The organism is Sphingomonas sp., from assembly GCF_965248875.1.
Classification (GTDB): Bacteria; Pseudomonadota; Alphaproteobacteria; order Sphingomonadales; family Sphingomonadaceae; genus Sphingomonas.
Window position 1 is genome coordinate 51,699 of record NZ_CBDFKR010000003.1, and the last position, 21,141, is coordinate 72,839.

25 protein-coding genes are annotated in these 21,141 nt (G+C 69.3%); 11 read left to right on the forward strand and 14 right to left on the reverse strand.

What is annotated here, in order from left to right:
- Window positions 1–9 precede the first annotated feature (9 nt).
- From ACP2AD_RS00480 to rsmI, 6 genes are all read right to left on the reverse strand, one after another.
- The gene (locus ACP2AD_RS00480; protein ID WP_425228114.1) at window positions 10–609 is read right to left on the reverse strand and encodes a DedA family protein; all 600 of its coding nucleotides are present in this window, start codon (window positions 607–609) and stop codon (window positions 10–12) included.
- Window positions 610–801: 192 nt separating this feature from the next.
- Complete coding sequence (gene gshB / locus ACP2AD_RS00485; RefSeq protein ID WP_425228115.1) at window positions 802–1,767, reverse strand: glutathione synthase; 966 nt, start codon at window positions 1,765–1,767, stop codon at window positions 802–804.
- Window positions 1,764–2,231 (reverse strand): hypothetical protein, encoded by a 468-nt coding sequence (locus ACP2AD_RS00490; protein ID WP_425228116.1) that lies wholly within the window; start codon window positions 2,229–2,231, stop codon window positions 1,764–1,766. The genes gshB and ACP2AD_RS00490 overlap by 4 nt, the downstream gene beginning before the upstream one ends.
- A 10-nt stretch (window positions 2,232–2,241) precedes the next feature.
- Window positions 2,242–2,613 (reverse strand): YraN family protein, encoded by a 372-nt coding sequence (locus tag ACP2AD_RS00495; RefSeq protein WP_425228117.1) that lies wholly within the window; start codon window positions 2,611–2,613, stop codon window positions 2,242–2,244.
- A gap of 43 nt (window positions 2,614–2,656) precedes the next feature.
- On the reverse strand, window positions 2,657–3,190 hold the full coding sequence (locus ACP2AD_RS00500) for a hypothetical protein (RefSeq protein ID WP_425228118.1): 534 nt from the start codon (window positions 3,188–3,190) through the stop codon (window positions 2,657–2,659).
- A gap of 156 nt (window positions 3,191–3,346) precedes the next feature.
- Window positions 3,347–4,189 (reverse strand): 16S rRNA (cytidine(1402)-2'-O)-methyltransferase, encoded by an 843-nt coding sequence (rsmI, locus tag ACP2AD_RS00505; protein WP_425228119.1) that lies wholly within the window; start codon window positions 4,187–4,189, stop codon window positions 3,347–3,349.
- An 11-nt stretch (window positions 4,190–4,200) separates the two neighbouring features.
- Here rsmI and ACP2AD_RS00510 point away from each other — a divergent pair, with 11 nt between their 5' ends.
- Window positions 4,201–5,412: a penicillin-binding protein activator gene (locus ACP2AD_RS00510; RefSeq protein WP_425228120.1), complete on the forward strand. Its 1,212-nt coding sequence runs from the start codon at window positions 4,201–4,203 to the stop codon at window positions 5,410–5,412.
- Between the two features lie 138 nt (window positions 5,413–5,550).
- On the opposite strand, the gene hemW is transcribed toward ACP2AD_RS00510, so the two are convergent.
- The 3 genes from hemW to rph all read right to left on the reverse strand — a co-directional run bounded on the left by hemW (window position 5,551) and on the right by rph (window position 8,289).
- Window positions 5,551–6,699, reverse strand: coding sequence for a radical SAM family heme chaperone HemW (gene hemW / locus ACP2AD_RS00515; protein ID WP_425228121.1), 1,149 nt, complete (start codon window positions 6,697–6,699; stop codon window positions 5,551–5,553).
- Window positions 6,700–6,940: 241 nt separating this feature from the next.
- Entirely contained in the window at window positions 6,941–7,579 is a 639-nt protein-coding gene (gene rdgB / locus ACP2AD_RS00520; RefSeq protein WP_425228122.1) for an RdgB/HAM1 family non-canonical purine NTP pyrophosphatase, read from the reverse strand.
- The gene (gene rph, locus ACP2AD_RS00525) at window positions 7,576–8,289 is read right to left on the reverse strand and encodes a ribonuclease PH (protein ID WP_425228123.1); all 714 of its coding nucleotides are present in this window, start codon (window positions 8,287–8,289) and stop codon (window positions 7,576–7,578) included. Before rph ends, rdgB begins: the two co-directional genes overlap by 4 nt.
- Window positions 8,290–8,456: 167 nt before the next feature.
- Here rph and ACP2AD_RS00530 point away from each other — a divergent pair, with 167 nt between their 5' ends.
- The 4 genes from ACP2AD_RS00530 (at window position 8,457) to ACP2AD_RS00545 (ending at window position 10,911) form a co-directional block, all read left to right on the forward strand.
- Window positions 8,457–8,714 (forward strand): GCG_CRPN prefix-to-repeats domain-containing protein, encoded by a 258-nt coding sequence (locus ACP2AD_RS00530; protein ID WP_425228508.1) that lies wholly within the window; start codon window positions 8,457–8,459, stop codon window positions 8,712–8,714.
- 38 nt (window positions 8,715–8,752) lie between these two features.
- Complete coding sequence (gene hrcA, locus ACP2AD_RS00535; protein ID WP_425228124.1) at window positions 8,753–9,793, forward strand: heat-inducible transcriptional repressor HrcA; 1,041 nt, start codon at window positions 8,753–8,755, stop codon at window positions 9,791–9,793.
- A gap of 16 nt (window positions 9,794–9,809) precedes the next feature.
- Entirely contained in the window at window positions 9,810–10,352 is a 543-nt protein-coding gene (grpE, locus tag ACP2AD_RS00540) for a nucleotide exchange factor GrpE (RefSeq protein ID WP_425228125.1), read from the forward strand.
- Window positions 10,353–10,599: 247 nt separating this feature from the next.
- On the forward strand, window positions 10,600–10,911 hold the full coding sequence (locus tag ACP2AD_RS00545; RefSeq protein WP_425228126.1) for a hypothetical protein: 312 nt from the start codon (window positions 10,600–10,602) through the stop codon (window positions 10,909–10,911).
- 155 nt (window positions 10,912–11,066) lie between these two features.
- On the opposite strand, the gene ACP2AD_RS00550 is transcribed toward ACP2AD_RS00545, so the two are convergent.
- Together ACP2AD_RS00550 and ACP2AD_RS00555 are read right to left on the reverse strand one after the other, a co-directional pair.
- Window positions 11,067–12,182: an AI-2E family transporter gene (locus tag ACP2AD_RS00550; protein WP_425228127.1), complete on the reverse strand. Its 1,116-nt coding sequence runs from the start codon at window positions 12,180–12,182 to the stop codon at window positions 11,067–11,069.
- Window positions 12,182–12,634 carry a DUF4126 domain-containing protein gene (locus tag ACP2AD_RS00555; protein ID WP_425228128.1) on the reverse strand — a complete coding sequence of 151 codons (453 nt, stop codon included), beginning with the start codon at window positions 12,632–12,634 and terminating at the stop codon, window positions 12,182–12,184. The genes ACP2AD_RS00550 and ACP2AD_RS00555 overlap by 1 nt, the downstream gene beginning before the upstream one ends.
- A gap of 82 nt (window positions 12,635–12,716) precedes the next feature.
- On the opposite strand from ACP2AD_RS00555, the gene ACP2AD_RS00560 reads away from it, so the two are divergent.
- The 3 genes from ACP2AD_RS00560 to ACP2AD_RS00570 all read left to right on the forward strand — a co-directional run bounded on the left by ACP2AD_RS00560 (window position 12,717) and on the right by ACP2AD_RS00570 (window position 15,266).
- Entirely contained in the window at window positions 12,717–13,946 is a 1,230-nt protein-coding gene (locus ACP2AD_RS00560; RefSeq protein ID WP_425228129.1) for a threonine synthase, read from the forward strand.
- Between the two features lie 149 nt (window positions 13,947–14,095).
- On the forward strand, window positions 14,096–14,287 hold the full coding sequence (locus ACP2AD_RS00565; RefSeq protein WP_425228130.1) for a hypothetical protein: 192 nt from the start codon (window positions 14,096–14,098) through the stop codon (window positions 14,285–14,287).
- A gap of 61 nt (window positions 14,288–14,348) precedes the next feature.
- Window positions 14,349–15,266 carry a lysostaphin resistance A-like protein gene (locus tag ACP2AD_RS00570; RefSeq protein ID WP_425228131.1) on the forward strand — a complete coding sequence of 306 codons (918 nt, stop codon included), beginning with the start codon at window positions 14,349–14,351 and terminating at the stop codon, window positions 15,264–15,266.
- A gap of 3 nt (window positions 15,267–15,269) precedes the next feature.
- On the opposite strand, the gene ACP2AD_RS00575 is transcribed toward ACP2AD_RS00570, so the two are convergent.
- Together ACP2AD_RS00575 and ACP2AD_RS00580 are read right to left on the reverse strand one after the other, a co-directional pair.
- Window positions 15,270–15,782 carry a GNAT family N-acetyltransferase gene (locus ACP2AD_RS00575; RefSeq protein ID WP_425228132.1) on the reverse strand — a complete coding sequence of 171 codons (513 nt, stop codon included), beginning with the start codon at window positions 15,780–15,782 and terminating at the stop codon, window positions 15,270–15,272.
- Window positions 15,779–16,192, reverse strand: coding sequence for a copper chaperone PCu(A)C (locus ACP2AD_RS00580; protein ID WP_425228133.1), 414 nt, complete (start codon window positions 16,190–16,192; stop codon window positions 15,779–15,781). The genes ACP2AD_RS00575 and ACP2AD_RS00580 overlap by 4 nt, the downstream gene beginning before the upstream one ends.
- Before the next feature lie 180 nt (window positions 16,193–16,372).
- Here ACP2AD_RS00580 and dnaK point away from each other — a divergent pair, with 180 nt between their 5' ends.
- The 3 genes from dnaK (at window position 16,373) to ACP2AD_RS00595 (ending at window position 20,407) form a co-directional block, all read left to right on the forward strand.
- Entirely contained in the window at window positions 16,373–18,277 is a 1,905-nt protein-coding gene (gene dnaK / locus ACP2AD_RS00585; protein WP_425228134.1) for a molecular chaperone DnaK, read from the forward strand.
- A 64-nt stretch (window positions 18,278–18,341) separates the two neighbouring features.
- Window positions 18,342–19,472 (forward strand): molecular chaperone DnaJ, encoded by a 1,131-nt coding sequence (dnaJ, locus tag ACP2AD_RS00590; RefSeq protein WP_425228135.1) that lies wholly within the window; start codon window positions 18,342–18,344, stop codon window positions 19,470–19,472.
- A gap of 461 nt (window positions 19,473–19,933) precedes the next feature.
- Entirely contained in the window at window positions 19,934–20,407 is a 474-nt protein-coding gene (locus tag ACP2AD_RS00595; RefSeq protein ID WP_425228136.1) for a hypothetical protein, read from the forward strand.
- 126 nt (window positions 20,408–20,533) lie between these two features.
- Here ACP2AD_RS00595 and ACP2AD_RS00600 read toward each other — a convergent pair whose 3' ends face one another.
- Window positions 20,534–21,139, reverse strand: coding sequence for a hypothetical protein (locus ACP2AD_RS00600; protein ID WP_425228137.1), 606 nt, complete (start codon window positions 21,137–21,139; stop codon window positions 20,534–20,536).
- Window positions 21,140–21,141: the final 2 nt, after the last annotated feature.

Sequence of the window (21,141 nt, forward strand, 5' to 3'; positions counted from 1 at the left end):
ACAGCCAAATCAGTCGGCGGGCTTCCACCGGAGGACCCGCCACGCATAGCCGAGCCCCAGCAGCACGAAGGTCGCGACCGTCACCGGGCCGACATAGCGATGCAGCTCCTGAAAGCGGCTGCCGAAATAGAGGCCGGCCCAGGCGAGCACGCTGTTCCAGATCGCAGCGCCGGCGAAGGTGAAGAGGAGGAAGCGCCACAGCGGCATCCGCGTCATGCCCGCGGGCAGCGACACCATCGTCCGGAACGCAGGCATGAAGCGGAACACGAAGACGACCCAGCCGCCGCGATCCTCGAAGAAGCGGTGCAGCCGCTCGACCGTGGGCCAGTCGAGCGTCAGCCAGCGCCCGTGCCGCTCGACGAACGGCCGGAATCGCTCATAGCCGAGATTTCGCCCGATCCAGTACCAGAAGTAATTGCCCGCGGTGGTCCCCGCGGTCCCCGCAACGATCAGGGGGATCAGCGCCATCTGGCCGCGCGCCACCGCCATCCCGCCCAGCCCCATGATGACCTCGGACGGTATCGGCGGGAAGATGTTCTCCAGCGCCATCAGCGCGACAATGCCAAGGTAACCGCCGCGGGCGATCCAGTGGAGGATGAACTCGGTCATGTTTGCCGGACTCCGTCACGCTCGGCTTGTTCAACGAGCGTTGAACCGCCTGGCTCCTCCCCGGGACGGGGAGGGGGACCGCCGGCGCGAAGCGGCGGGGGTGGAGGGGGCTTGCCGCGGTCGATCTGCGGGTGGAGAGCTCCCTCCGTCGCGCGGCTCCGCCGCGCGCCACCTCCCCGTCCCGGGGAGGAGCTACGAACCCCGTGCTGCCACCTTCGCTTCAATGGCGTCCCAGATCATCCCCGCCACGTCCGTCCCGTCGAACCGCTCGATCGCGACGATCCCCGTCGGCGACGTCACGTTGATCTCCGTCAGCCACTTGCCGCCGATCACGTCGATGCCGACGAACAGCAGCCCGCGCTTCTTCAGCTCCGGGCCGAGCACCGCGCAGATCTCCCGTTCGCGCTCGGTCAGCACCGTCCGCTGCGCCGAACCGCCGACCGCGAGATTGCTCCTGATCTCGCCCTCGCCCGGCAGCCGGTTGATCGCGCCCGCGACCGCGCCGTCGACCAGCACGATCCGCTTGTCGCCCCCCGCGACCTCCGGCAGGAACGCCTGCAGCATGTGCGGCTCGCGCCACGTCATGTTGAAGACCTCGATCAGCGCCGACAGGTTCGCCCCGTCGCGCCCGACCTTGAAGATCGCCTTGCCGCCGTTGCCGTGGAGCGGCTTGACGACGATCTCGCCATGTTCGGCGAGAAAGGCGCGCGCCTCGTCGAGGTCGCGGGTGACCAGCGTCGGCGGCATGAACTGCGGATAGTCGAGGACGAACACCTTTTCGGGCGCGTTGCGGACCTGGACCGGATCGTTGACGACGAGAGTGCGGTCCGCGATCCGCTCCAGCAGGTGCGTCGCGGTGATGTAGCCGAGGTCGAAGGGCGGGTCCTGGCGCATCAGCACGACCTCCGCGTCGGCGCCCAGATCGAGGCTGAGGGGTTCGCCGAGCGTGAAGTGATCGCCCTCCACCCGCCGCACCGTAACCGGATGCGCGCGCGCCCACACCCGCCCGGCACTGTAGTTCAGCGCCTCGGCCGCATAATGGAACAGCCGATGCCCGCGCGCCTGCGCGGACAGCATCAGCGCGAAGGTCGAGTCCCCCGCGATGTTGATGCCGGCGAGCGGGTCCATCTGAACGGCGACGGTAAGTGGGGTGGTCATGCATCCGCCTTAGGCGAACGGATGGCGGCGACAATGCAGTTGGTCAATAGCGCGGCGACTCCGCTGAGCAGGCCGGCGAGCCCGAGCAGAAACAACATGAGCTGGTTCTGGAGAAGGCCAATGTTGAGCGTGTCGCTGTACGATGCCGTCATAGTGTAACCGAAAAATGCGAAGAGGCAGAACGCGACCGACATCAAAATGAGGCACCAGCCGGCGCCTGTGAGCGACGAGCCTTGCTGCGTCGCCGCAGCCGGGTGGAAATCCGAGGGACCGGTCCACGCCTCTTTGAACGCAAGCTGTCGGCCGTGCAGATCAAGATGATCAAAATCAGGCCGATCAATGACCGTCCTGACCGCCACCAGCTCCCGATCCGAATAAGCTCCTCGCGGCGAGCGTCCCTCGACCAGTGTCTGCTCGATAGCGGGGCGATCCATTGTCCAGATGCTCGGCGGCTTTTCGGTCATGCTACTAGCCTCAATCCTGCGGCACCCATGCATTCTCGATGTGGCGCGGCAGGCTGCCCGGCGCCAGCAGGATCACGTCGATGCGGATGTCGTCGCCGGGCTCCGCGTAGCGCGCCATCAGCAGCTCGGCGGCGGCGGCGACGCGGGCGAGGCGGGGTTCGTCGATCGCATGGTCAAGCTCGGCGGCGGTGCGGCGGACCTTGACCTCGACGAACGCCACCAGGCCGGGGCGGCGGGCGACCAGGTCGACCTCGCCGGCCTTGGTCTTCACCCGCCGGTCGACCACCGTCCAGCCGCGCCGCTCCAGCCATGTCGCCGCATAGGTCTCGCCGCGGCGGCCCTGGGCGTCGGCATGCTGGCGGGCGAGCGTGGTGCGGCGCATCGCGTTCGCCGCTAACCGCCGCGGCGCGCGCGCGCCAGTCGCCTCACCCCTTGAGCTGGATGCTCAGCCACGGATCGCCACCACGCGCGTCCATCCAGGTGCCGTAGCGCGCCAGCGTATCGCTGATGTGGCGCAGCACGCCGACGGTATACATGTCGGTGGCGACCAGCGCGGTTTTCAGCTTCTTCATGAAACTATATCCCGCGTCGTCCTCGTCGAGGCTCACCTCGAACACCCGCATGGTGTCGGGCCACAGCGCATGCGTCATGCGCGCCGACAGCATCACCTTGCGCCTGTCCCCGCCGCCCTTCATCGCCAGATAGTTGATGCCGGTCTGGATCAGTTCGGCCATCACGATCTGGCCGACCTTCTGCGCGCCCGCGCCGACGTCGTCTGGTCCAGCATTCCTGACGTCGTTGGCGGTCTTCGCGACCCCCTGGACGGAGCCGTAATTGCCCTCGGCCACCGCCTGAATCTGCGCTGCCTTGTCGACCGCCTTCTCGAAATCGAGGTCGACCCGTTCGTGGACGAAGTGCCCGCTGGCGCCGTGGCCCGACGCAAAGATCCTGAATGGCATTGCCGATGCTCCTTGACCGAATAGACCGGCGACCCTGTCGCGCGGCTCTGCTCGGACTCGCGCCCGGGGCCTCGCTTGTGGGGTCAACCTGACGCGGCGGCCGCCAAAGGCAAGCCGTCGACCTCGATCGGCGGCGGCGCTCGTCGCTTCTTCGGCTCAATCCTTGAGCGTGAGCGCGCGGGCGTAGAGGGCGCGGCGGTCGAGGCCGAGGCGCTTCGCCACTTCGCCCGCGGCCCTGGCGGCGGAAAGGCGGGTCAGCGCTTCGGTCAGCGCGGCGTCGGCGTCGTCCGCGCTCGCCGGGGCGGGGTCGCCGGGCGGCGCGACGACGATCACGATCTCGCCTCTTGGCGGCGTATCGGCGTAGCGGGCGGCGAGCGTCGACAGCGTGCCGGTCACCGCCTCCTCGAAACGCTTGGTGATCTCCCGCGTCACCGCCGCCTCGCGGTAGCCCAGCCCGTCCGCCAGCGCGGCGAGGCAGCCAGCAAGCCGCGGCCCCGATTCGTACAGGACCAGCGTCGCGCGCACCGCCGCCACTTCCGCGATCGCCGCCGCGCGTGCGCCCGCCTTGGGCGGCAGGAAGCCCAGGAACAGGAAGCGGTCGGTCGGCAGCCCCGCCAGCGTCAGCGCCGCCACCGCCGCGCATGGCCCAGGAATCGTCACGACGCTGTGCCCCGCCGCGCGCGCGTCACGGACCAGCTTGAAACCGGGATCGGAGATCAGTGGCGTGCCCGCGTCGCTGACCAGCGCGATCGCCTCCGTCGCCAGCCGCGCGATCAGTCCCGGCCGGACCTCCTCCGCATTATGATCGTGATAGGGCGTCATCGGTCGCTTCATCCCGATATGGCGGAGCAGCCCGGCCGTCACCCGGCTGTCCTCGACCGCCAGCAGATCGGCCCCCGCCAGCACCGCGGCCGCGCGTGGGCTCAGGTCGCCGAGATTGCCGATCGGGGTCGCGACGATGTAGAGACCCGGAGAAAGCTTGGGCGCGGCGGCGTTCATGGGAGAGGGTCATGACAGAGGGTGGTGCGGTCCGGCAACGGGCAGCTTTGAGGCGCCGGGCAGGGCGGCTGGCGGTGCTCGCCGCCGGGCTGGCGCTGGCCGCCTGCGCGGCGGTGGTGCCGCGGGGGGCGGAGCCGGCACAGGCGCCGCCCCCGCCGGTCTATGCGCCGCCGGCCGTCGAGGCCGGCATTCCGCACGACACGCAGCGCAACCGCGTCGCGCTGCTGGTGCCGATGAGCGGCGGCAATGCGGGCGTCGGTCAGTCGATCGCCAACGCCACCCAGCTGGCCATGCTGGATACGGGGACGACGGCGGTGCGGGTCACCACTTACGACACCGCGCCAAGTGGACCCAATGGGGGCGCGGCGGCGGCGGCGCGGCATGCGATCGACGACGGCGCGCAGCTGATCCTAGGGCCGCTGCTGGCCGAGGATGCGCGCCAGGTCGGGCCGATCGCGCGTGCGGCCGGGGTGCCGGTGCTGAGCTTTTCCAACGATAGCGGCGTCGCCGGCAACGGTACCTTTGTGATGGGATATGTCCCCGCGCAATCGGTGGAGCGCGTGGTCGGTTATGCGCGCAGCCGTGGGGTGACGACCTTTGCGGGGATGGTGCCCAACGGGCTGTATGGCGAACGCGCGTCGACCGCCTTCCTGCGCGCGGTGGAGGCGGGCGGCGGCCAGGTGCTGTCACTCCAGACCTATGCCCGCACGCCCGCATCGATCGCGGGGGCGGCGGCGCGGGTGGCGGCGCGCGCGCCCTATGGCGCGGTCCTGATCGCCGATGGCGGCGCGGTGGCGGCTTCCGCAGCAGCCGGTGCGAAACGCGGCAGCGCCGGCGCGCATGTGCTCGGTACCGAGTTGTGGAATGCGGAGAGCAGCATCGCCGCGCGTCCGCAGCTGGCGGGCGGCTGGTTCGCAAGCGTCGGCGACGGGCTCTATCGCCAGTTCGCGGCGAAGTATCGCGGGCGCTTCGGCGCGGGGCCGTACCGCTTGGCGAGCCTGGGCTATGACGCGGTGCTGCTGACGGTGCGCATCGCACGTGACTGGCCGATCGGCGCGCGGTTTCCGGAAAACCGGCTGCGCGATCCGGAGGGGTTTGCGGGGCTGGACGGCGCGTTCCGGTTCGGCCGCGACGGCGTCGCGGAGCGGGCGCTGGAGGTGCAGGAGATCAGGGGCGGGACGACGGTGGTGGTGTCGCCCGCGCCGACGGGCTTCGCGCATTGATTTCCTCCCCCGCTCTGCGGGGGTGGTGGCGCGCTGCGCAAGCCGCATGACGCAGGGGGCTACTGTTGTGGGGGGCCCCCTCCACCACCGCCCTGCGGGCGGTGGCCCCCCTCCCCCGCGGAGCGGCGGAGGCGAGGCTCACGCCGTTACCGTCTCGTCCGTCACCACCTCCGGGAGGATCGCGTCGAGCAGCAGCGCCCCGGCGCCGGTGACGCGCAACCGTTCGTCGTCGCACGCGACCAGCCCGAGCCGCGCCAGCCGCGCCACTGCGGCCGCATCTACCGGCGCCACCCCGCCCGCCAGCGCCGCGATGCGCGCGAGGTCCACGCCCTCGGTCAGCCGCAGTCCCATCAGCAGCGCCTCCGTCGCGCGCTCGTGCGGGGTCAGCAGCGTCTCGGCTTCGATCCCGTGCCCGTTGCGGTCGACCGCCGCCAGCCAGTTCTCCGGCTTCTTCCGCCGCTGGGTTGCCAGACCGCCGCGCCTTCCGTGCGCACCCGGCCCGACGCCCAGGTACTCGCCGTAGCGCCAATAGGTCAGGTTGTGACGGCTCTCCGCTCCCGGTCGCGCATGGTTCGACGTCTCATAGGCGGGCAGCCCCGCCGCCGCGGTGCGGGCGCGGGTCAGCTCGAACAGGTCGGCGGCGTGATCCGCGTCGGGCAGCCGGAGCCGCCCCGCCGTCGCATCGGTCGCGAAGCGCGTGCCCCGCTCCACCGTCAGCTGGTACAGCGACAGATGCTCGGTCCCGAACGCCAGTGCGTGCGCTAGTTGCGCATCCCAGGCGGCGATCGTCTGCCCCGGCAGCGCGTAGATCAGGTCGAAGCTGACCCGCGCGAAGCTCGCCTGCGCGGTGGCGAGCGCCGCCAGCCCCTCTGCCGCATCGTGCGCCCGGCCCAGGAAGCGCAACGCCGCGTCGTCGAACGACTGCAGCCCCAGCGAGACGCGGTTGACCCCGGCGGCCGCCAGATCGGCGAACCGCGCCGCCTCGACCGACGACGGGTTCGCCTCCAGCGTGATCTCGATGTCGGGCGCAAAGGCCCACTGTCCCGCCGCGGCGTCCAGCAGCGCCGCGACAGTGGCGGGCGGCATCAGCGATGGCGTGCCCCCGCCGAAGAAGATCGAGCCGATGCTCCGCCCGCGCGTCAGCCCTGCCTCATGCGCGAGGTCGGCGAGCAGCGCCGCGCGCCAGCGATCCTGATCAACGGCCTCGCGGACATGGCTGTTGAAGTCGCAATACGGACATTTCGCGACGCAGAACGGCCAGTGGATGTAGAGGGCGAGGTCAGTCACGACACCGGCAATCGGTTCGCTACCTCCCGCATCAGGTCGGCGCCCGCGTCGCTGCAACAACAATTTGCGACGACCGGCGGGTAGGCGTCGCGAACGTGAACGCACAGCAAGCGCACCGCATTGAGAAAGGGGTCTCTAATACACGCTGACGTAAAATCGTCTCAGTCATAGGGTCGGACATCGCCGTCAAGGAAGCGCAGGATAGCTTCGCGGACGTCTGTCGATGACAGTTCGTGGGCCATCAGAACACCGCCGCCACCAGCTTCCCGAAGGCGTCGGCGCGGTGGCTGATCGCGTGTTTCTGCGCCGGAGGAAGTTCGGCGAATGTCTCGGTCCCGCCCAGCGGCACGAACACCGGGTCGTAGCCGAAGCCGACGGTGCCGCGCGGCGGCCAGGTCAGCGTGCCATAGGCAGCGCCTTCGAACCATTCGACATGGCCGTCGGGCCAGGCAAGCGCCAGGACGCAGACGAAATGCGCGTCGCGCCCCGCCGCGGGGCCGATCATCTGCAGCCGGTCCTCGACCCGGCGCATCGCCAGCTGCCAGTCGCGCGCGCCGTCGCCGGTCTCCGCCCAGTTGGCGGTCAGCACGCCCGGCTCGCCGTTCAGCGCATCGACGCACAGCCCGCTGTCGTCGGCCAGCGCGGGCAGGCCGCTCAGGTCCGCCGCCGACCGCGCCTTCAGCTCGGCATTCGCGAAGAAGGTCGTGCCGGTTTCGTCCGGCTCGGGCAGGTCCAGCTCCTTCGCCGACACCGCCTCGATCCCGAAGGGTTCGAGCAGCGCCCTGATCTCGCGCACCTTGCCCTCGTTGTGGCTGGCGATCACCAGCTTGCCGGGCGCGAGTGCGCGCACCGCCTGCGGGCCGGGAAGGTCGAGACTCACGCCACCGCCCTGGCCTGCGCGGCGAAGATGTCCGAGCAGCCGATCCGCGCGAGGCGGAGCAGGCGGAGCAGCGCCTCTTCGTCATAAGTCGCGCCCTCGGCGGTCACCTGCGCCTCGGCGATGTTGCCGTTTTCGAGCAGCACGAAATTGCCGTCGGCGTGCGCGTTCGAATCCTCGATGTAATCGAGGTCGAGGACCGGCGTGCCTTCGTGGATGCCGCAGCTTACCGCCGCAACCTTCTGCGTCAGCGGGTCGGCGGCGAGCTTGCCGTCGCGCATCAGCCCGTCGATCGCGAGCCTCAGCGCCACCCAAGCGCCGGAGATCGACGCGGTACGGGTGCCGCCGTCGGCCTGGATGACGTCGCAGTCGAGCGTGATCTGGCGCTCACCCAGCAGCTTCAGATCGGTGATGGCGCGCAGCGAGCGGCCGATCAGCCGCTGAATCTCCTGTGTCCGCCCCGATTGCTTGCCCTTCGCCGCCTCGCGGCTGCCGCGGGTGTGCGTCGCGCGGGGCAGCATGCCGTATTCGGCCGTGACCCAGCCCTCGCCCTTGCCGCGCAGCCAGGGCGGCAGCCGCTCCTCAATGCTGGCGGTGACGAGAACCTTGGTGTCGCCGAAGCCGATCAGCACCGAGCCTTCGGCATGGCGGGTGAAGCGCGGCTCGATGGTGATGGGGCGCATCTGGTCGGACGCGCGGCCGCTGGGGCGCATGGGGAACTCCTGCTCGTGAGCGGTCGCCCTAGCCGCAACACCGCGTCCGCGCCACCGCCGCCGTCCGGTACAATCTGAGACCATTTGGTCGCGGACCGGGCCGGGTCCTTCCCCGTTGTTGGAGCGGGCGACGGACCCTGTTGCGGAGTAAAAGGCGAGACCAGATGATGAAGACGATAATCGCCGCCGCGCCTAGCGTCGGCACCGGGCTTGCCGCCGCGTCGCCGGGCGCTGCCGCCGATGGCTGCGGCCGAGGCGGCCATCGTGGACCCTATGGCCGCTGCCGCCCCAATCGCGATCCCGCCTTGGCCGCCGCGCCCGGCGTCCGGCTGGTGATCGGCAACCGCTATGACCGCGGCTATTGGGCCGGCCATCGCTATTGGCGGCATCGCGAGCGCCGGCGCGGCGGGTGTCGTTACCGCTAAGGGGTGACGGACGGGGTACGGCCGCCTAGCTAAGCGGTATGGCGTCCGTCCCCATGACCGAGCTGTCCGACCGCGCACGCGACATTTTTCGCCGCGTGGTCGACGGCTATCTCGAAAGCGGCCAGCCGGTCGGGTCCAGGGCGTTGGCGCGGGCCGGGGCCAACCTGTCCCCGGCCTCGATCCGATCGGTACTGCAGCGATTGGAGGAGCTGGGGCTGCTCGCCGCGCCCCACACCTCGGCAGGACGCATGCCGACCGAGCGCGGGCTGCGGCTGTTCGTCGACGGGATGATGCAGGCGACCGAGCCCAGCGCCGAGGAACGCGCGCAGATCGAGGCGCGCGCCGCTGCCGCCGGACCGGTCGAGGAAGCGCTGGCGACCACTGCCGCTGCGCTCAGCGGGCTCTCGGCCTGCGCAGGGCTGGTGCTGGTGCCGAAGCACGAGGCGCGACTGCGCTCGCTCGGCTTTGTTGCGCTCGGGCCGGGGGAGGCGCTGGCCGTGCTCGTCGGCGAGGACGGCGCGGTCGAGAACCGCGTCGTCGCGCTGCCGGCAGGCATGACGCCGGGCGCGCTGGTCGAGGCGGGCAACTACATGACCGCGACGCTTGCCGGCCTGACGCTGGCCGAAGCCCGCGCGCGCGTCACGCGCGAGCTGGCGGCCGGGCGGGCGGCACTCGACGGGGCCGCGGCGGCGCTGGTCGAACGCGGCCTGGCGGTGTGGAGCGAGGACGGCGCGCGCCGCCCGGTGCTGATCGTGCGCGGGCAGGGACGGCTGATCGACGCCGCCGCCGCCGCCGACCTGGAGCGGGTGCGCGATCTGCTTGACGACCTCGACGGCAAGCAGGAAGTCGCGCAGCTGCTCGATTCGGCGGCGGCGGGCGATGCGACGCGCATCTTCATCGGCGCGGAGAACAAGCTGTTCGCGCTGAGCGGTTCGTCGGTGATCGCGCGTCCCTTTCGCGGTGCGAACGGGCGGGTGGTCGGCGTGGTCGGGGTGATCGGCCCGACGCGGTTGAACTATGCGCGCGTCGTGCCCATGGTTGATTTCACGGCGGCGACGCTCGCCCGGCTGATGAGCTGAACACACAGGGATCTACATGACCGAAGAGACGACCACGCAGGCGGACGACCTGCGTCAGGAAACTGCCGAGACCGCGCCGGAAGTGGCGGCCGACGATCGTATGGCGGCGCTGGAGCGCGAGCTGGCCGACGCGCGGCAGGCAAAGCTGTATGCGCAGGCGGAGGTGCAGAATGTCCGCCGCCGCGCGGAAAAGGAAAGCGCCGACGCACGGCAATATGCCGCAACCAGCTTTGCGCGCGACATCCTGTCGGTCGCCGACAACCTTCAGCGCGGCCTCGCCGCCATCCCCGCCGAGCTGCGCGCGGACGATAAGATGAAAGGGCTGGTCGGCGGGCTGGAAGCGACCGGCCGCGAGCTGGAGAGTGTCTTCGTGCGCCACGGCATCACCAAGATCGACGCGGTCGGCGAACAGCTCGACCCCAACCGCCACCAGGCGATGCTGGAAGTGCCGAGCGACCAGCCGCCGGGCACGATCGTCCAGGAGATGCAGGCGGGGTATATGATCAAGGACCGCCTGCTGCGTCCGGCGCTGGTGGGGGTGGCGAAAGCGGCGGGATAGTTGGAGGCGGAGTGTCGATCTATCGCCCTGAGTTCGAGGCCGCTCTTCGCCTGTTGGCGCGAGCCAGCCGTGCGATGGTGAGCAAGGGTTTGTCCGCCCCGTTCTGGTGGGTGGCGGTGCCGTCGAGGTCTACACCGCGGGTACGATCATGAGCGGCGACTTGGATCTGGTCACGGCGTAGCAGGAGGAGTTTGAAGCCAGCCTGCGACTGCTTGGCTTCACTAAGCCAGGCGGGCTGGGGCACACCGTGCTCGGCTGGGTGCATCCGACCTTGCGTCTCGGGTTCGAGGCCGTATCATCAAGTTTGTACGGTGGTATGGCCGACCGCGAGTGCGTTGTGCTGCTCGGGTTGGGCGATGATGGCACCGTTGCTATCGTGTCGGTCGCGGACATGATCGCGGACCGGATGGGACAGTTCGCGAGCGGCAGCGCCCCGGAGATGCTGGCGCAGGCGCGGAGCTTGTACGCGCTTCACCCGGACGTGGATCACGCGTATCTGGACAGCCGCATCCGCTACGGGACCGGAGGTGACTATGCCCTTGCGCAGCTCAAATCCTGATCAGCCGGTCGCCTTTGACGCGTTTGCCGCGGATATTGCGCGGCGGCGCTTGGCTAATCCGGCTATCGACCTGCCGCGTAACGCCGGGGCGCGCCGGACCGACAGCAAGCGCGCCCTGCTCAAGGCGATCGAGGACGCCGGCGGCAAATGGTAAGCTAGGCCGCCACCTCGGGCCCCACCCGCGCCTCCTCCGCCGGGCGCGCGGGCGGGCCCGGGTCGGCGTCGGTCCATTGCCGCCAGACGAGCAGTACCGCCGCCATGATTGCGGGGCCGATGAACAGGCCGACCAGCCCGAACGTCTCCAGCCCGCCGAACACGCCCAGCAATGCCATCACGAAGGGCAGCTTGACCGACGAGCCGATCAACGCCGGCTGCGCGACATTGTCGCCGACCAGCATCACCACGATTGAGAAGCCGAACAGCAGCCCCGCCGCGAGCAGATGCCCCTGGATGACAAGGATCAGCGTCGCGATCCCGAACGCGAACCATGCGCCGAACGGCAGGGTCGCGACGAAGATCGTCAGCACCGCGAACAGCAGCGGCCGCGGCACGCCCGCGACCCAATAGCCGATCCCGATCAGCGAGCCCTCGCCCGCCGCGACCAGCACGGTGCCGACCACCGTGCCGCGCACGGCCTCGCCCAACCGTTCGAGGAAGTGCCCCCCGAACGTGCCCAGCAACCGGTCGCTCGCCCGCTGCAGTTCGCGCGCCAGCTCCCGGCCGCGCGCCAGCATCGCGACCAGCATCACCAGCGTGATCAGGAACAGCACGGCGGCGTTGGCGACCTGACCCGCGGCGGTGCGGGTATAACCGAACACCGCGCCGGCGTTGATGCCGCCGAGCAGCTCCGCCGCCGCCCGCGGGCTGCCGACATGGCTCTGCCAGAACGCCTGCAGCCGGCCGCCGACCAGCGGCACGCCGCCGAGCCAGCCCGGCACCGGCAGCCCCGTGCGCTGCACGCCCTGGACCCAGCCGAGCGCGTCCTGGCTCTCCTGCACCGCCGATGCCGCGACGATCGCGATCGGGATCATCACCAGCACCGCTGTCGCGACCGCGAAGCCGAACGCGATCAGCGTCTCGCGCCCGGGAAAGCGCCGCACGGCGCGCGCGTAGAGCGGCCATAGCGATAGCGCCAGCACCGCCGCCCAGGCGATCGGGGTCAGGAACGCCTTGGCGACGTAAAGCGCGAAGAGGATGATGCCGACGGTCAGCCAGCGCTGACGGGTGCGGACGACCTCCTGTGGCGATTCCGCCGCCTCCACTTCGGCCATCAGCCGTTCCCCCGCCCTGCGATCGCCTGTCCGGCGGCGAGCACCACCGCATCCTCCACTATCCCGGTCGGCGTCTGACCAAACCGGCGCAGTGCCGCCATCCGCGCCGACCAGCCGAGATAGGACGACGCGACCGCCGTCCCCGCGCCGATCAGCGCGCCCACCCGCCGCCTGCCGGACGGCGCCAGCACCGCGCCCGCGAACGCCCCGGTCGCCAGCCGCGCCGCGAGGCCCGACGGCACGATCCGGTCGGGCGCGGACTTCATCTTGTCCCCCGCCATCTCGCCCGACGCGAGCGTCACGGCACCCGCCGCGACCAGCGGATGCGTGAGCAGCTTCGCGCCCGGCGCGTCGGGGGCGAGCAGCCCGTTGCGCGCCGCGCCGGCAAGCACGGCGAGCGGCGTCATGGCGCGCTGGCCTGCGACGAGGCCGATGAGGAAGGAACGGATCATCACCGCCCAACTGACGGCGGCGGCGATGGGTCCCTATCTGCCCCCCTCCTCTTGCGGCGGAGAGACAGCTACACGCCCAGGCATGCACCCCAACCCGAACCTCATCGCCGACCGCCCGACCTTCGTCACCCACCTCGAATGCTCGCTCACCGGCGAACGATACGCGGCGGACGAACTGCACGGCCTCAGCCGCGCCGGACGCCCGCTGCTGGTCCGCTACGACCTCGACGGCGTGGGTGCGGCGCTCCCCCGGCCGCTGCTCGAAGGCCGCCCCACCGACCTGTGGCGCTGGCGCGAGCTGTTGCCCGTCCGTCACCCGCGCAGCATCGTCAGCCTGGGTGAGATCGAGACGCCGCTGGTCCCGATCCCCGCCTCCGCCGGTGCGAGCGTCCTGGTCAAGGACGAAGGCCGCCTGCCGACCGGCAGCTTCAAGGCGCGCGGGCTCGTCATGGCGGTGGCGATGGCGCGCGAGCTGGGGGTGACGCGGATCGCGATGCCGACCAACGGCAACGCCGGCGCCGCGCTCGCCGCCTATGCGAGCCGGTGCGGGATCGAGACGATCATCCTCGCACCTCAGGAAACGCCCGAGGTCAACATCCGCGAGATCGCCGCGCAGGGTGCGCGCGTCTACCGCGTCAACGGCCAGATCGACGAGTGCGGCGCGATCGTCGGGCGCGGTGCGGCGGAGGGACGCTGGTTCGACTTCTCGACGTTGAAGGAGCCGTACCGGATCGAGGGCAAGAAGACGATGGGGCTGGAGCTGGCGGCGCAGCTCGGCTGGCGGCTGCCGGACGCGATCTTCTACCCGACCGGCGGCGGCACCGGCCTGATCGGGATGTGGAAGGCGTTCGCCGAGCTGGAGGCGCTGGGCTGGATCGGCCCCGAACGCCCGCGGATGTACGCGGTGCAGGCGGCGGGCTGTGCGCCGATCGTCCGCGCGTTCGAGGCGGGCGTCGAGCATGCCGGGCGTTGGGAGGACGCGCATACCGTCGCCGCCGGCATCAGGGTGCCAAAAGCGGTCGGCGACTTCCTGATCCTGCGCGCGGTGCGCGAGAGCGGGGGCAGGGCGCTGGCGGTCGGCGACCCGGCGATCCTGCGTGCGGTCGACGAGTGCGCGAGGACGGACGGCCTGCTGCTGTGTCCTGAGGGCGGCGCGACGCTGGCCGCATATCGCGAGGCGCTGCGCACCGGCGAGGTGGACGCGGACGAGCAGGTGGTGCTATTCAACTGCGCGACGGGACTGAAATACCCGCTCCCGCCGGCGGGCGCGACGCTCGATAAGGACGTGCCGATCGATCTTGCCGCGCTCTGAAGTCACGACGCCGTCGCAACGAAAATCATCGAGACCGGGCAACAGCTTGATCCAGTATATGGGAGGGCCGCGTGCGACGCGGCAGAGCCGGGCGGCGGCAGAAAGCCCGTGTGTCCATCGCGTTCACCCTCCTCCCAGCCGGGTCCGCCATGTCCACCCTCAACTCGCCCGATTACTACGCCGCACGCGAAGCCAAGGAGCCTCAGCTCGCCGCCCGCGCCGTGTCGCGGTCCATCGCCGCCATCCATGACGAGATCGCCGATCATTATCGCGGTCTGCGGGTCGAGGCCGAGCAGGCTTCGCGCATGCGGCCCGTGCTGAGGATGGCGCACACGATCTGACATCCCGCTTCCCCTGATCTCCATTCTGTATTAGCAAGGCAATACAGTAGGGAGGTGGGGCATGGTGGAGCTGGGCGACAGGCGGGTGTTGCAGCCGGGACGGTTGCGTTGGCTGCGCGCGGTCGGCTGGATGGTGCTGCTGTTCTTCGCGGTCGGCATCCTGTTCGCCGGCACCGCCTGGGCCGTCCAGCACGCGATGACCGCGATTGCCGGTCTGCCCCCGTCGCAATCCAAACAGCTCCCCGGCTGGTTCAAGGTGATCGGCATGGCGGTGGTGCTGGCGATCACCGTCGGCGGCTATCTGCTCGCCGTGCGTTTCGGCGAGGATCGGCCGCGACCCGCGGAATGGGACGTGTCGCGCTTCCTGCCTGAATGGCTGGCCGGGCTCGGCGTCGGCTTCGTGCTGATGGCGGTGACGGTCGGCATCATGGCGCTGGCGGGGTTCGTCACCCTGACGCCCGCGCCGGTCAGGACGATCAGCACCGCGCTGGTCGACACGTTGCAGTCGGGGACGTTCGAGGAACTGCTGCTCCGCCTCGTCGTCTTCCGGCTGTTGTGGCGCGCGTTCGGGGCGTGGTGGGCGCTGGGCCTGTCGGCGCTGCTGTTCGGGGCGCTGCACCTCGCCAATCCCAACGCCTCCTGGTTCGCGGCGATCTGCATCGCGTTCGAGGCGGGGATCATGCTCGCGGCCTTCTACATGCTGACCGGACGGATCTGGGCGTCGATCGGCGTCCACATGGGCTGGAACTTCACCCAGGGCTGGATCTTCGGCGCGGCGGTCAGCGGCACCAGCGGCTTTGCGGGCGGGCCGCTGACGACGACGCCCAAGGCGTCCGTCGCCGACTGGCTCGACGGCGGCGGCTTCGGCCCGGAGGCGGCGCTGCCCGCGCTGCTGATCTGCACCGCCGCGGGCCTGTGGGTGCTCCGCCGCGCCTGGCTGCAGGGCCAGTTCGCACCGGAGGCGCCGCGGGCGCTATAGCCGTCAGTCGAGCCGCAGTTCGTAAAGCAGGTCGTCTTCCTCTGCGCCGTCGGGCCAGCAATGGCGGCGCGTCGCGACGTGACGGAAACCGGCGGCCAGCATCGCGCGGCGCGAGGGTTCGTTGGAGCCTCGATGGCTTACCTCGACGCGCGCGAAGCCCTGTGTCCGTGCCCAGTCGAGCCGCACCTGATAGAAGCGGTGGCCGATGCCCTGGCCGCGATGGCCGGGGGCCAGCCAGGTCATGCCGAATGCCGCGGTGCGCCCGGTCGGGTCGTCGCGATCGGTGAATGCCCCGGTGATGCCGACCAGCCGGTCGCTGCCCTCCTCATGGGCGAACGCGCCGAACAATGCCGTGCGCTGCTTCGTGAGCAGGGTCCGCCACCACGGGTCGGGCAGCGCCTGCGCTTCGGCGAGCGAGGCAAAGAAATTGCCCGGCGCGTCGGCGAGCGCCGCCAGCCGGACGGCGCGAAATGCTTCCCAGTCGTCCGGTCTGAGCTGACGCAGCGCAATCGTCACGGCGCCGGGTCGGCCGCCCCCAATACCATCGCCGTCGCCTGCAGCTCGCGGTCGGCGAGATGGAGCTGCAGCGGCATCGTTTTGCCGGGCGTCAGCCGCGGATCGACCGCGAACAGCATGACATGCTTCCCGCCCGGCGCAAACGTGACGCTGGCCCCCGCCGCCACCGGCACGCCGGCGAGCGGACGCATGCCGTTCGCCATGCTTTCGTGCAGCTCGGCGCGCGCTGCCCCGGTTGCGCCGACCCCCACCAGCGTTACGTCCGCACTGCCGCCATGAAGCGTGAAGTACGCCGCCGCAGGGCGGCCGGGCACCGCCGGCAACCGCACCCAGGCGCCGTCGACCGATGGCTGCGCGGGCTTGCCACACGCGCCGAGCGCCGCCAGCCCCGCCATCATCGCTGCCGTCATTGTCAGGCCTAGGCGCATCCACCCTGTCCCAAACCGGTTACCGTTGCGGCCGCCGCTACGCCTGCGCCCGTCTTGCGGCAAGCCGACCTGCACCTATATCCGGCCCAGCACGAGAGGTTGCGCTGCCGTAACGGGGCGTGATCTCATCCGTTTTTATTCAGACAGGGGCCTCTACGACCTATGGCTAAAGTAATCGGTATCGACCTCGGCACCACCAACAGCTGCGTTGCGGTGATGGAGGGCGGCAAGCCCAAGGTGATCGAGAATGCGGAAGGCGCGCGCACCACGCCGTCGATCGTCGCCTTTGCGAAAGATGGCGAGCGGCTGGTCGGTCAGCCTGCCAAGCGCCAGGCGGTCACCAACGGCGACAATACCGTCTTTGCGGTCAAGCGCCTGATCGGCCGCCGTTTCGACGACCCCATCACCAAGAAGGACACCGAACTGGTCCCCTACACGATCGTGAAGGGCGCCAACGGCGACGCTTGGGTCAAGGCGGGCGGCAAGGATTATTCACCGTCGCAGATCAGCGCCTTCACCTTGCAGAAGATGAAGGAGACCGCCGAGTCGTATCTTGGCGAGACGGTGACGCAGGCGGTCATCACGGTTCCTGCGTACTTCAACGATGCGCAGCGCCAGGCGACCAAGGACGCCGGCCAGATCGCAGGGCTGGAAGTGCTGCGGATCATCAACGAGCCGACCGCGGCCGCGCTCGCCTATGGGCTGGAGAAGCAGGACGGCAAGACGATTGCGGTCTATGATCTCGGCGGCGGCACCTTCGACGTATCGGTCCTGGAGATCGGTGACGGCGTGTTCGAGGTCAAGGCGACGAACGGCGACACCTTTCTGGGCGGCGAGGATTTCGACAACAAGCTGGTCGACTATCTGGCCGACGGGTTTAGGAAGGATGAGGGGATCGACCTCACCAAGGACAAGCTGGCCCTCCAGCGGCTGAAGGAAGCGGCGGAAAAGGCGAAGATCGAGCTGTCGAGCGCGGCCTCGACCGAGGTCAACCTGCCCTTCATCACCGCCGACCAGAACGGGCCCAAGCATCTGGTCAAGACGATCAACCGCGCCGATCTGGAGCGGCTGGTCGACGACCTGATCAAGCGCACCATCGAGCCGATGAAGAAGGCGCTGGCGGACGCGAACCTGAAGGCGGACGACATCGCCGAGGTGGTGCTGGTCGGCGGCATGACCCGGATGCCCAAGGTCCGTGACGCGGTGAAGGCGTTCTTCGGCAAGGACCCGCACACCGGCGTCAACCCCGACGAGGTCGTGGCGATGGGCGCCGCCATCCAGGCGGGCGTGCTGCAGGGCGACGTAAAGGACGTGCTGCTGCTCGACGTGACGCCGCTGTCGCTCGGCATCGAGACGCTGGGCGGCGTGTTCACGCGGATGATCGACCGCAACACGACGATCCCGACCAAGAAGTCGCAGACCTATTCGACCGCCGACGACAATCAGGGCGCGGTGACGATCCGCGTCTTCCAGGGCGAGCGCGAGATGGCGGCGGACAACAAGATGCTCGGCCAGTTCGACCTGGTCGGCATCCCGCCCGCGCCACGCGGCGTGCCGCAGATCGAGGTCACCTTCGACATCGACGCCAACGGCATCGTCAACGTCAGTGCCAAGGACAAGGGCACGGGTAAGGAGCAGCAGATCCGCATCCAGGCGAGTGGGGGGCTCAGCGACAACGACATCGAGCAGATGGTCCGCGACGCCGAGCAGTTCGCCGATGAGGACAAGAAGCGGCGCGCGGCGGCGGAGGCGAAGAACAACGCCGAATCGCTGATCCACACCACCGAGCGGCAGCTGGCGGACAATGGCGACAAGGTCGACGAGGCGCTGAAGACCGAAATCCAGGGCGCGATCGACGCGGCCAAGGCGGCGGTCGAGAGCGGCGACGCCGATCAGATGACCGAGAAGGGCCAGGCGCTGGCGCAGGTCGCGATGAAGCTTGGCCAGGCGATCTACGAGAAGCAGGCGCAGGCGGAAGCGTCCCCTGCCGCGGACGGCGCGCAGCCGCACGCACAGGGCGAGGACGTGGTCGACGCCGAGTTCTCCGAAGTCGACGAGAACAAATAATGATGCCCGGCCGTCACGCTCGCCCGCGCGAGGGTGACGGCCGGCTCGTCATCCGGGACCGGCGATGACCACCACGATCGATTATTACGAGCTGCTCGAATGTGAGCGCACCGCAGACGCGGGGACGATCAAGTCGGCCTATCGCAAGCTCGCGATGAAGCACCACCCGGACAAGAATGCCGGGTGCAAGGAGAACGAGGCCAAGTTCAAGGCCGTCTCCGAAGCTTATGAGGTGCTGAAGGACCCGCAGAAGCGCGCCGCCTATGACCGCTACGGCCACGCCGCCTTCCAGAATGGCGGCGGCGCCCATGGGTCTGGGGGACCGCAGGATTTCGGCGGCTTCTCCGACATCTTCGAATCCGTCTTTGGCGAGTTCATGGGCGGGCAGGCTCGCGGCGGCGGGCGCCAGGCCGTGCGGCGTGGTGCCGACCTGCGCTACGACATGGACGTCACGCTGGAGGAGGCGTTCCACGGCAAAGCGACCGAGATCACCGTCGACGTCGCCGCGCAGTGCGGCACCTGTCACGGGGCGGGCGCACGGCCGGGCACCAGCGTCTCCACCTGCCGTCAGTGCAACGGCCACGGCAAGGTCCGCGCGCAGCAGGGCTTCTTCGTGGTCGAGCGCGCCTGCCCGGTCTGCCAGGGTTCGGGCGAGATGATCGCCGATCCCTGCCCCGATTGCCGCGGCGAGGGGCGGATCGAGAAGACGAAGACCCTGGAGGTCAACGTCCCCGCCGGCGTCGATGAGGGCACGCGCATCCGCCTAGGCGGCGAGGGCGAAGCGGGCGCGCGTGGTGCACCGCCCGGCGACCTCTACATCTTCCTCCACGTCAAGCGCCACGCGTTGTTCGAACGCGACGGCACGACACTGTTCGCGCGCGCGCCCGTCAGCTTCACCACCGCTGCACTCGGCGGCACGCTCCACATCCCCGGGCTGGACGGCGTCACCCACGAGGTCCGCATCCCGCCCGGCATCCAGTCGGGCAAGCAGCTCAAGCAGCGCGGCGCCGGCATGCCCGTGCTGCAGGGCCGGGGGCAGGGCGATCTCGTCATCCAGGTCGAGGTCGAAACCCCGACCAAGCTCTCGACGCGGCAACGCGAACTGCTGGAGATGTTCCGCGAGACCGAGACGGGCGACGAGTGCCCGGCGAGCCAGGGCTTCTTCGCGAAGCTGAAGAAGGCGGTGGCGGGGTAGCAAGGTGAGTGCCGGTCCTACCTGCCCGGTCAACGATGTAGTCGCCGATCGATCATGGATGCGCGCTTGGGATCAGCTCTGCGACGCTGACACTGCTCTTGTGGTTGAGATCATGGCCACCCGTTGGTCGCGGGGATATGTATTTGGACTGGGCGAAGACCTTGCGCGACGGCCTAGAGCGAAGTTTCCGAGTTTCGCGAGTAGCTCATTCGACGTTCGGTGTCGGGAAAATTTGGACGGACCAGCAGGATCAGAATGCTCGGCGAGCAGATTTCGAGCGGTTTATAATTAGACCTGATCCCGTAGCGGATCATCACACTCATCCCGATGGTTGTTGGTCGTCAGCCTAACCAAGCTATGCCGATGACCGGCATGCTTTACGATCGAGTGCTGTCGAGTTTTTGCAGACGAGGGTCGGTTTCCACGGTTGGGCGACCAACCCATTGGCAATGGAGGCGAAGGTGACCGCGCCGACGCTGGCGTTGTTGCTCTGGTTGGTTTCAGGCCAGCAAGGCATGACTTATGCCCCCGGTTACAATCCCGATGCGTGCCTGGTCCAGCTGCATGGGCGACGGTGGTTGGTCGGCGCCGAACGATGCATGCGCCACCTCCCGATCCGGCGGATCAGCGGCTATCTGACGATCGGGCTGGAGGAGTCCTGCTTCACAGAGACCCGTCGCGACGTCGGCCGAAGTTGTCCCGTCGATCTGCTGATCCGCGATGGGGATCGGCCCGGGCGGTCCGACCTGCCCGCCGTGTACAGGATGACGGCGGTGGTCCGCGGCAACGGGATGCGCGGATTATGGCAGCGGCGGCACCGTTCCCTTCGGCTATCTGCTGGTCCGCTTGGTTCGGTGCCAACGCGTCGGCTATGCCAACGAAGGACCAACGTCCCGCCGGGGAACTGGGAGTCGCGCGAGCGGCAGCTGACCTGATCTCAAACCGCTGTCCTATACCGCCCCATCGCGCATACCTCCCTCGTCCTCCGCACCATTGGGAGGATACCAAGGGTACGCCTTCTATCACTCTTGCCGGCGCCGACCGCCCGGCCGTTGACGCCATCAAGCCGGGGGAGCGGGTTCCAGCGCGAGCGCAGAAGCGACCGCGCGTCGCATTACATCCTTCTCCGCACCTTGTGGGTGGCGGAGTCCGATCGCCTGTACAACATGGCCATCGCTGAGGCGGTAGTGTTGCCGATCGAAGTCATGGTCGGGCGATATCCGAGCGCCGCCATTCCCGTCGCGCTCGTCCTCCAGCGTCCGGGGCAGGCTCGCCCACGCCTTGCGCGAGAACACGAACAGGAAATCGGGACGGTGACGCTCCAGGAATTCGCGCACCCGATGCCGTCCCTCCTCGGTGTCGTCGGCCGTACCATGATCGAACCGCTCGTCGCCCCCGCCGATGCGGCGTGGCAGGAAGTTGAGGAAAGCTACGGTGGACCAGAAGCGGTCATTGGCGGAGTGAAAGTAGGACGCGATCTGGTTGAAGAAGCTGATGTGCGGCCACGCGCCGCTCTGGACGTTGGCAACGCAGCGGGTCGTGAAGTCTTCGTGGTCGTCATCGTCGCTATGATGCGAATAGCCCATCACTGAGACGCGCTTGCCGCCATGGCCGCTTTGGTAGTCGACACCAACGTGCGGGTGGTGCTGCATCTTCGTCTCGGCCAATT

What these genes read in the sequence shown, in the direction of transcription:
- ACP2AD_RS00480 (WP_425228114.1), bottom strand. Translation starts at nt 609, where the DNA reads ATGACCGAGTTCATCCTCCACTGGATCGCCCGCGGCGGTTACCTTGGC.
- ACP2AD_RS00570 (WP_425228131.1), top strand. Translation starts at nt 14,349, where the DNA reads ATGGTGGAGCTGGGCGACAGGCGGGTGTTGCAGCCGGGACGGTTGCGT.
- ACP2AD_RS00510 (WP_425228120.1), top strand. Translation starts at nt 4,201, where the DNA reads ATGACAGAGGGTGGTGCGGTCCGGCAACGGGCAGCTTTGAGGCGCCGG.
- ACP2AD_RS00580 (WP_425228133.1), bottom strand. Translation starts at nt 16,192, where the DNA reads ATGACGGCAGCGATGATGGCGGGGCTGGCGGCGCTCGGCGCGTGTGGC.
- ACP2AD_RS00500 (WP_425228118.1), bottom strand. Translation starts at nt 3,190, where the DNA reads ATGCCATTCAGGATCTTTGCGTCGGGCCACGGCGCCAGCGGGCACTTC.
- dnaJ (WP_425228135.1), top strand. Translation starts at nt 18,342, where the DNA reads ATGACCACCACGATCGATTATTACGAGCTGCTCGAATGTGAGCGCACC.
- gshB (WP_425228115.1), bottom strand. Translation starts at nt 1,767, where the DNA reads ATGACCACCCCACTTACCGTCGCCGTTCAGATGGACCCGCTCGCCGGC.
- ACP2AD_RS00565 (WP_425228130.1), top strand. Translation starts at nt 14,096, where the DNA reads ATGTCCACCCTCAACTCGCCCGATTACTACGCCGCACGCGAAGCCAAG.
- ACP2AD_RS00490 (WP_425228116.1), bottom strand. Translation starts at nt 2,231, where the DNA reads ATGACCGAAAAGCCGCCGAGCATCTGGACAATGGATCGCCCCGCTATC.
- ACP2AD_RS00530 (WP_425228508.1), top strand. Translation starts at nt 8,457, where the DNA reads ATGAAGACGATAATCGCCGCCGCGCCTAGCGTCGGCACCGGGCTTGCC.
- rsmI (WP_425228119.1), bottom strand. Translation starts at nt 4,189, where the DNA reads ATGAACGCCGCCGCGCCCAAGCTTTCTCCGGGTCTCTACATCGTCGCG.
- ACP2AD_RS00560 (WP_425228129.1), top strand. Translation starts at nt 12,717, where the DNA reads ATGCACCCCAACCCGAACCTCATCGCCGACCGCCCGACCTTCGTCACC.
- grpE (WP_425228125.1), top strand. Translation starts at nt 9,810, where the DNA reads ATGACCGAAGAGACGACCACGCAGGCGGACGACCTGCGTCAGGAAACT.
- ACP2AD_RS00550 (WP_425228127.1), bottom strand. Translation starts at nt 12,182, where the DNA reads ATGGCCGAAGTGGAGGCGGCGGAATCGCCACAGGAGGTCGTCCGCACC.
- hrcA (WP_425228124.1), top strand. Translation starts at nt 8,753, where the DNA reads ATGGCGTCCGTCCCCATGACCGAGCTGTCCGACCGCGCACGCGACATT.
- dnaK (WP_425228134.1), top strand. Translation starts at nt 16,373, where the DNA reads ATGGCTAAAGTAATCGGTATCGACCTCGGCACCACCAACAGCTGCGTT.
- rph (WP_425228123.1), bottom strand. Translation starts at nt 8,289, where the DNA reads ATGCGCCCCAGCGGCCGCGCGTCCGACCAGATGCGCCCCATCACCATC.
- ACP2AD_RS00495 (WP_425228117.1), bottom strand. Translation starts at nt 2,613, where the DNA reads ATGCGCCGCACCACGCTCGCCCGCCAGCATGCCGACGCCCAGGGCCGC.
- ACP2AD_RS00555 (WP_425228128.1), bottom strand. Translation starts at nt 12,634, where the DNA reads ATGATCCGTTCCTTCCTCATCGGCCTCGTCGCAGGCCAGCGCGCCATG.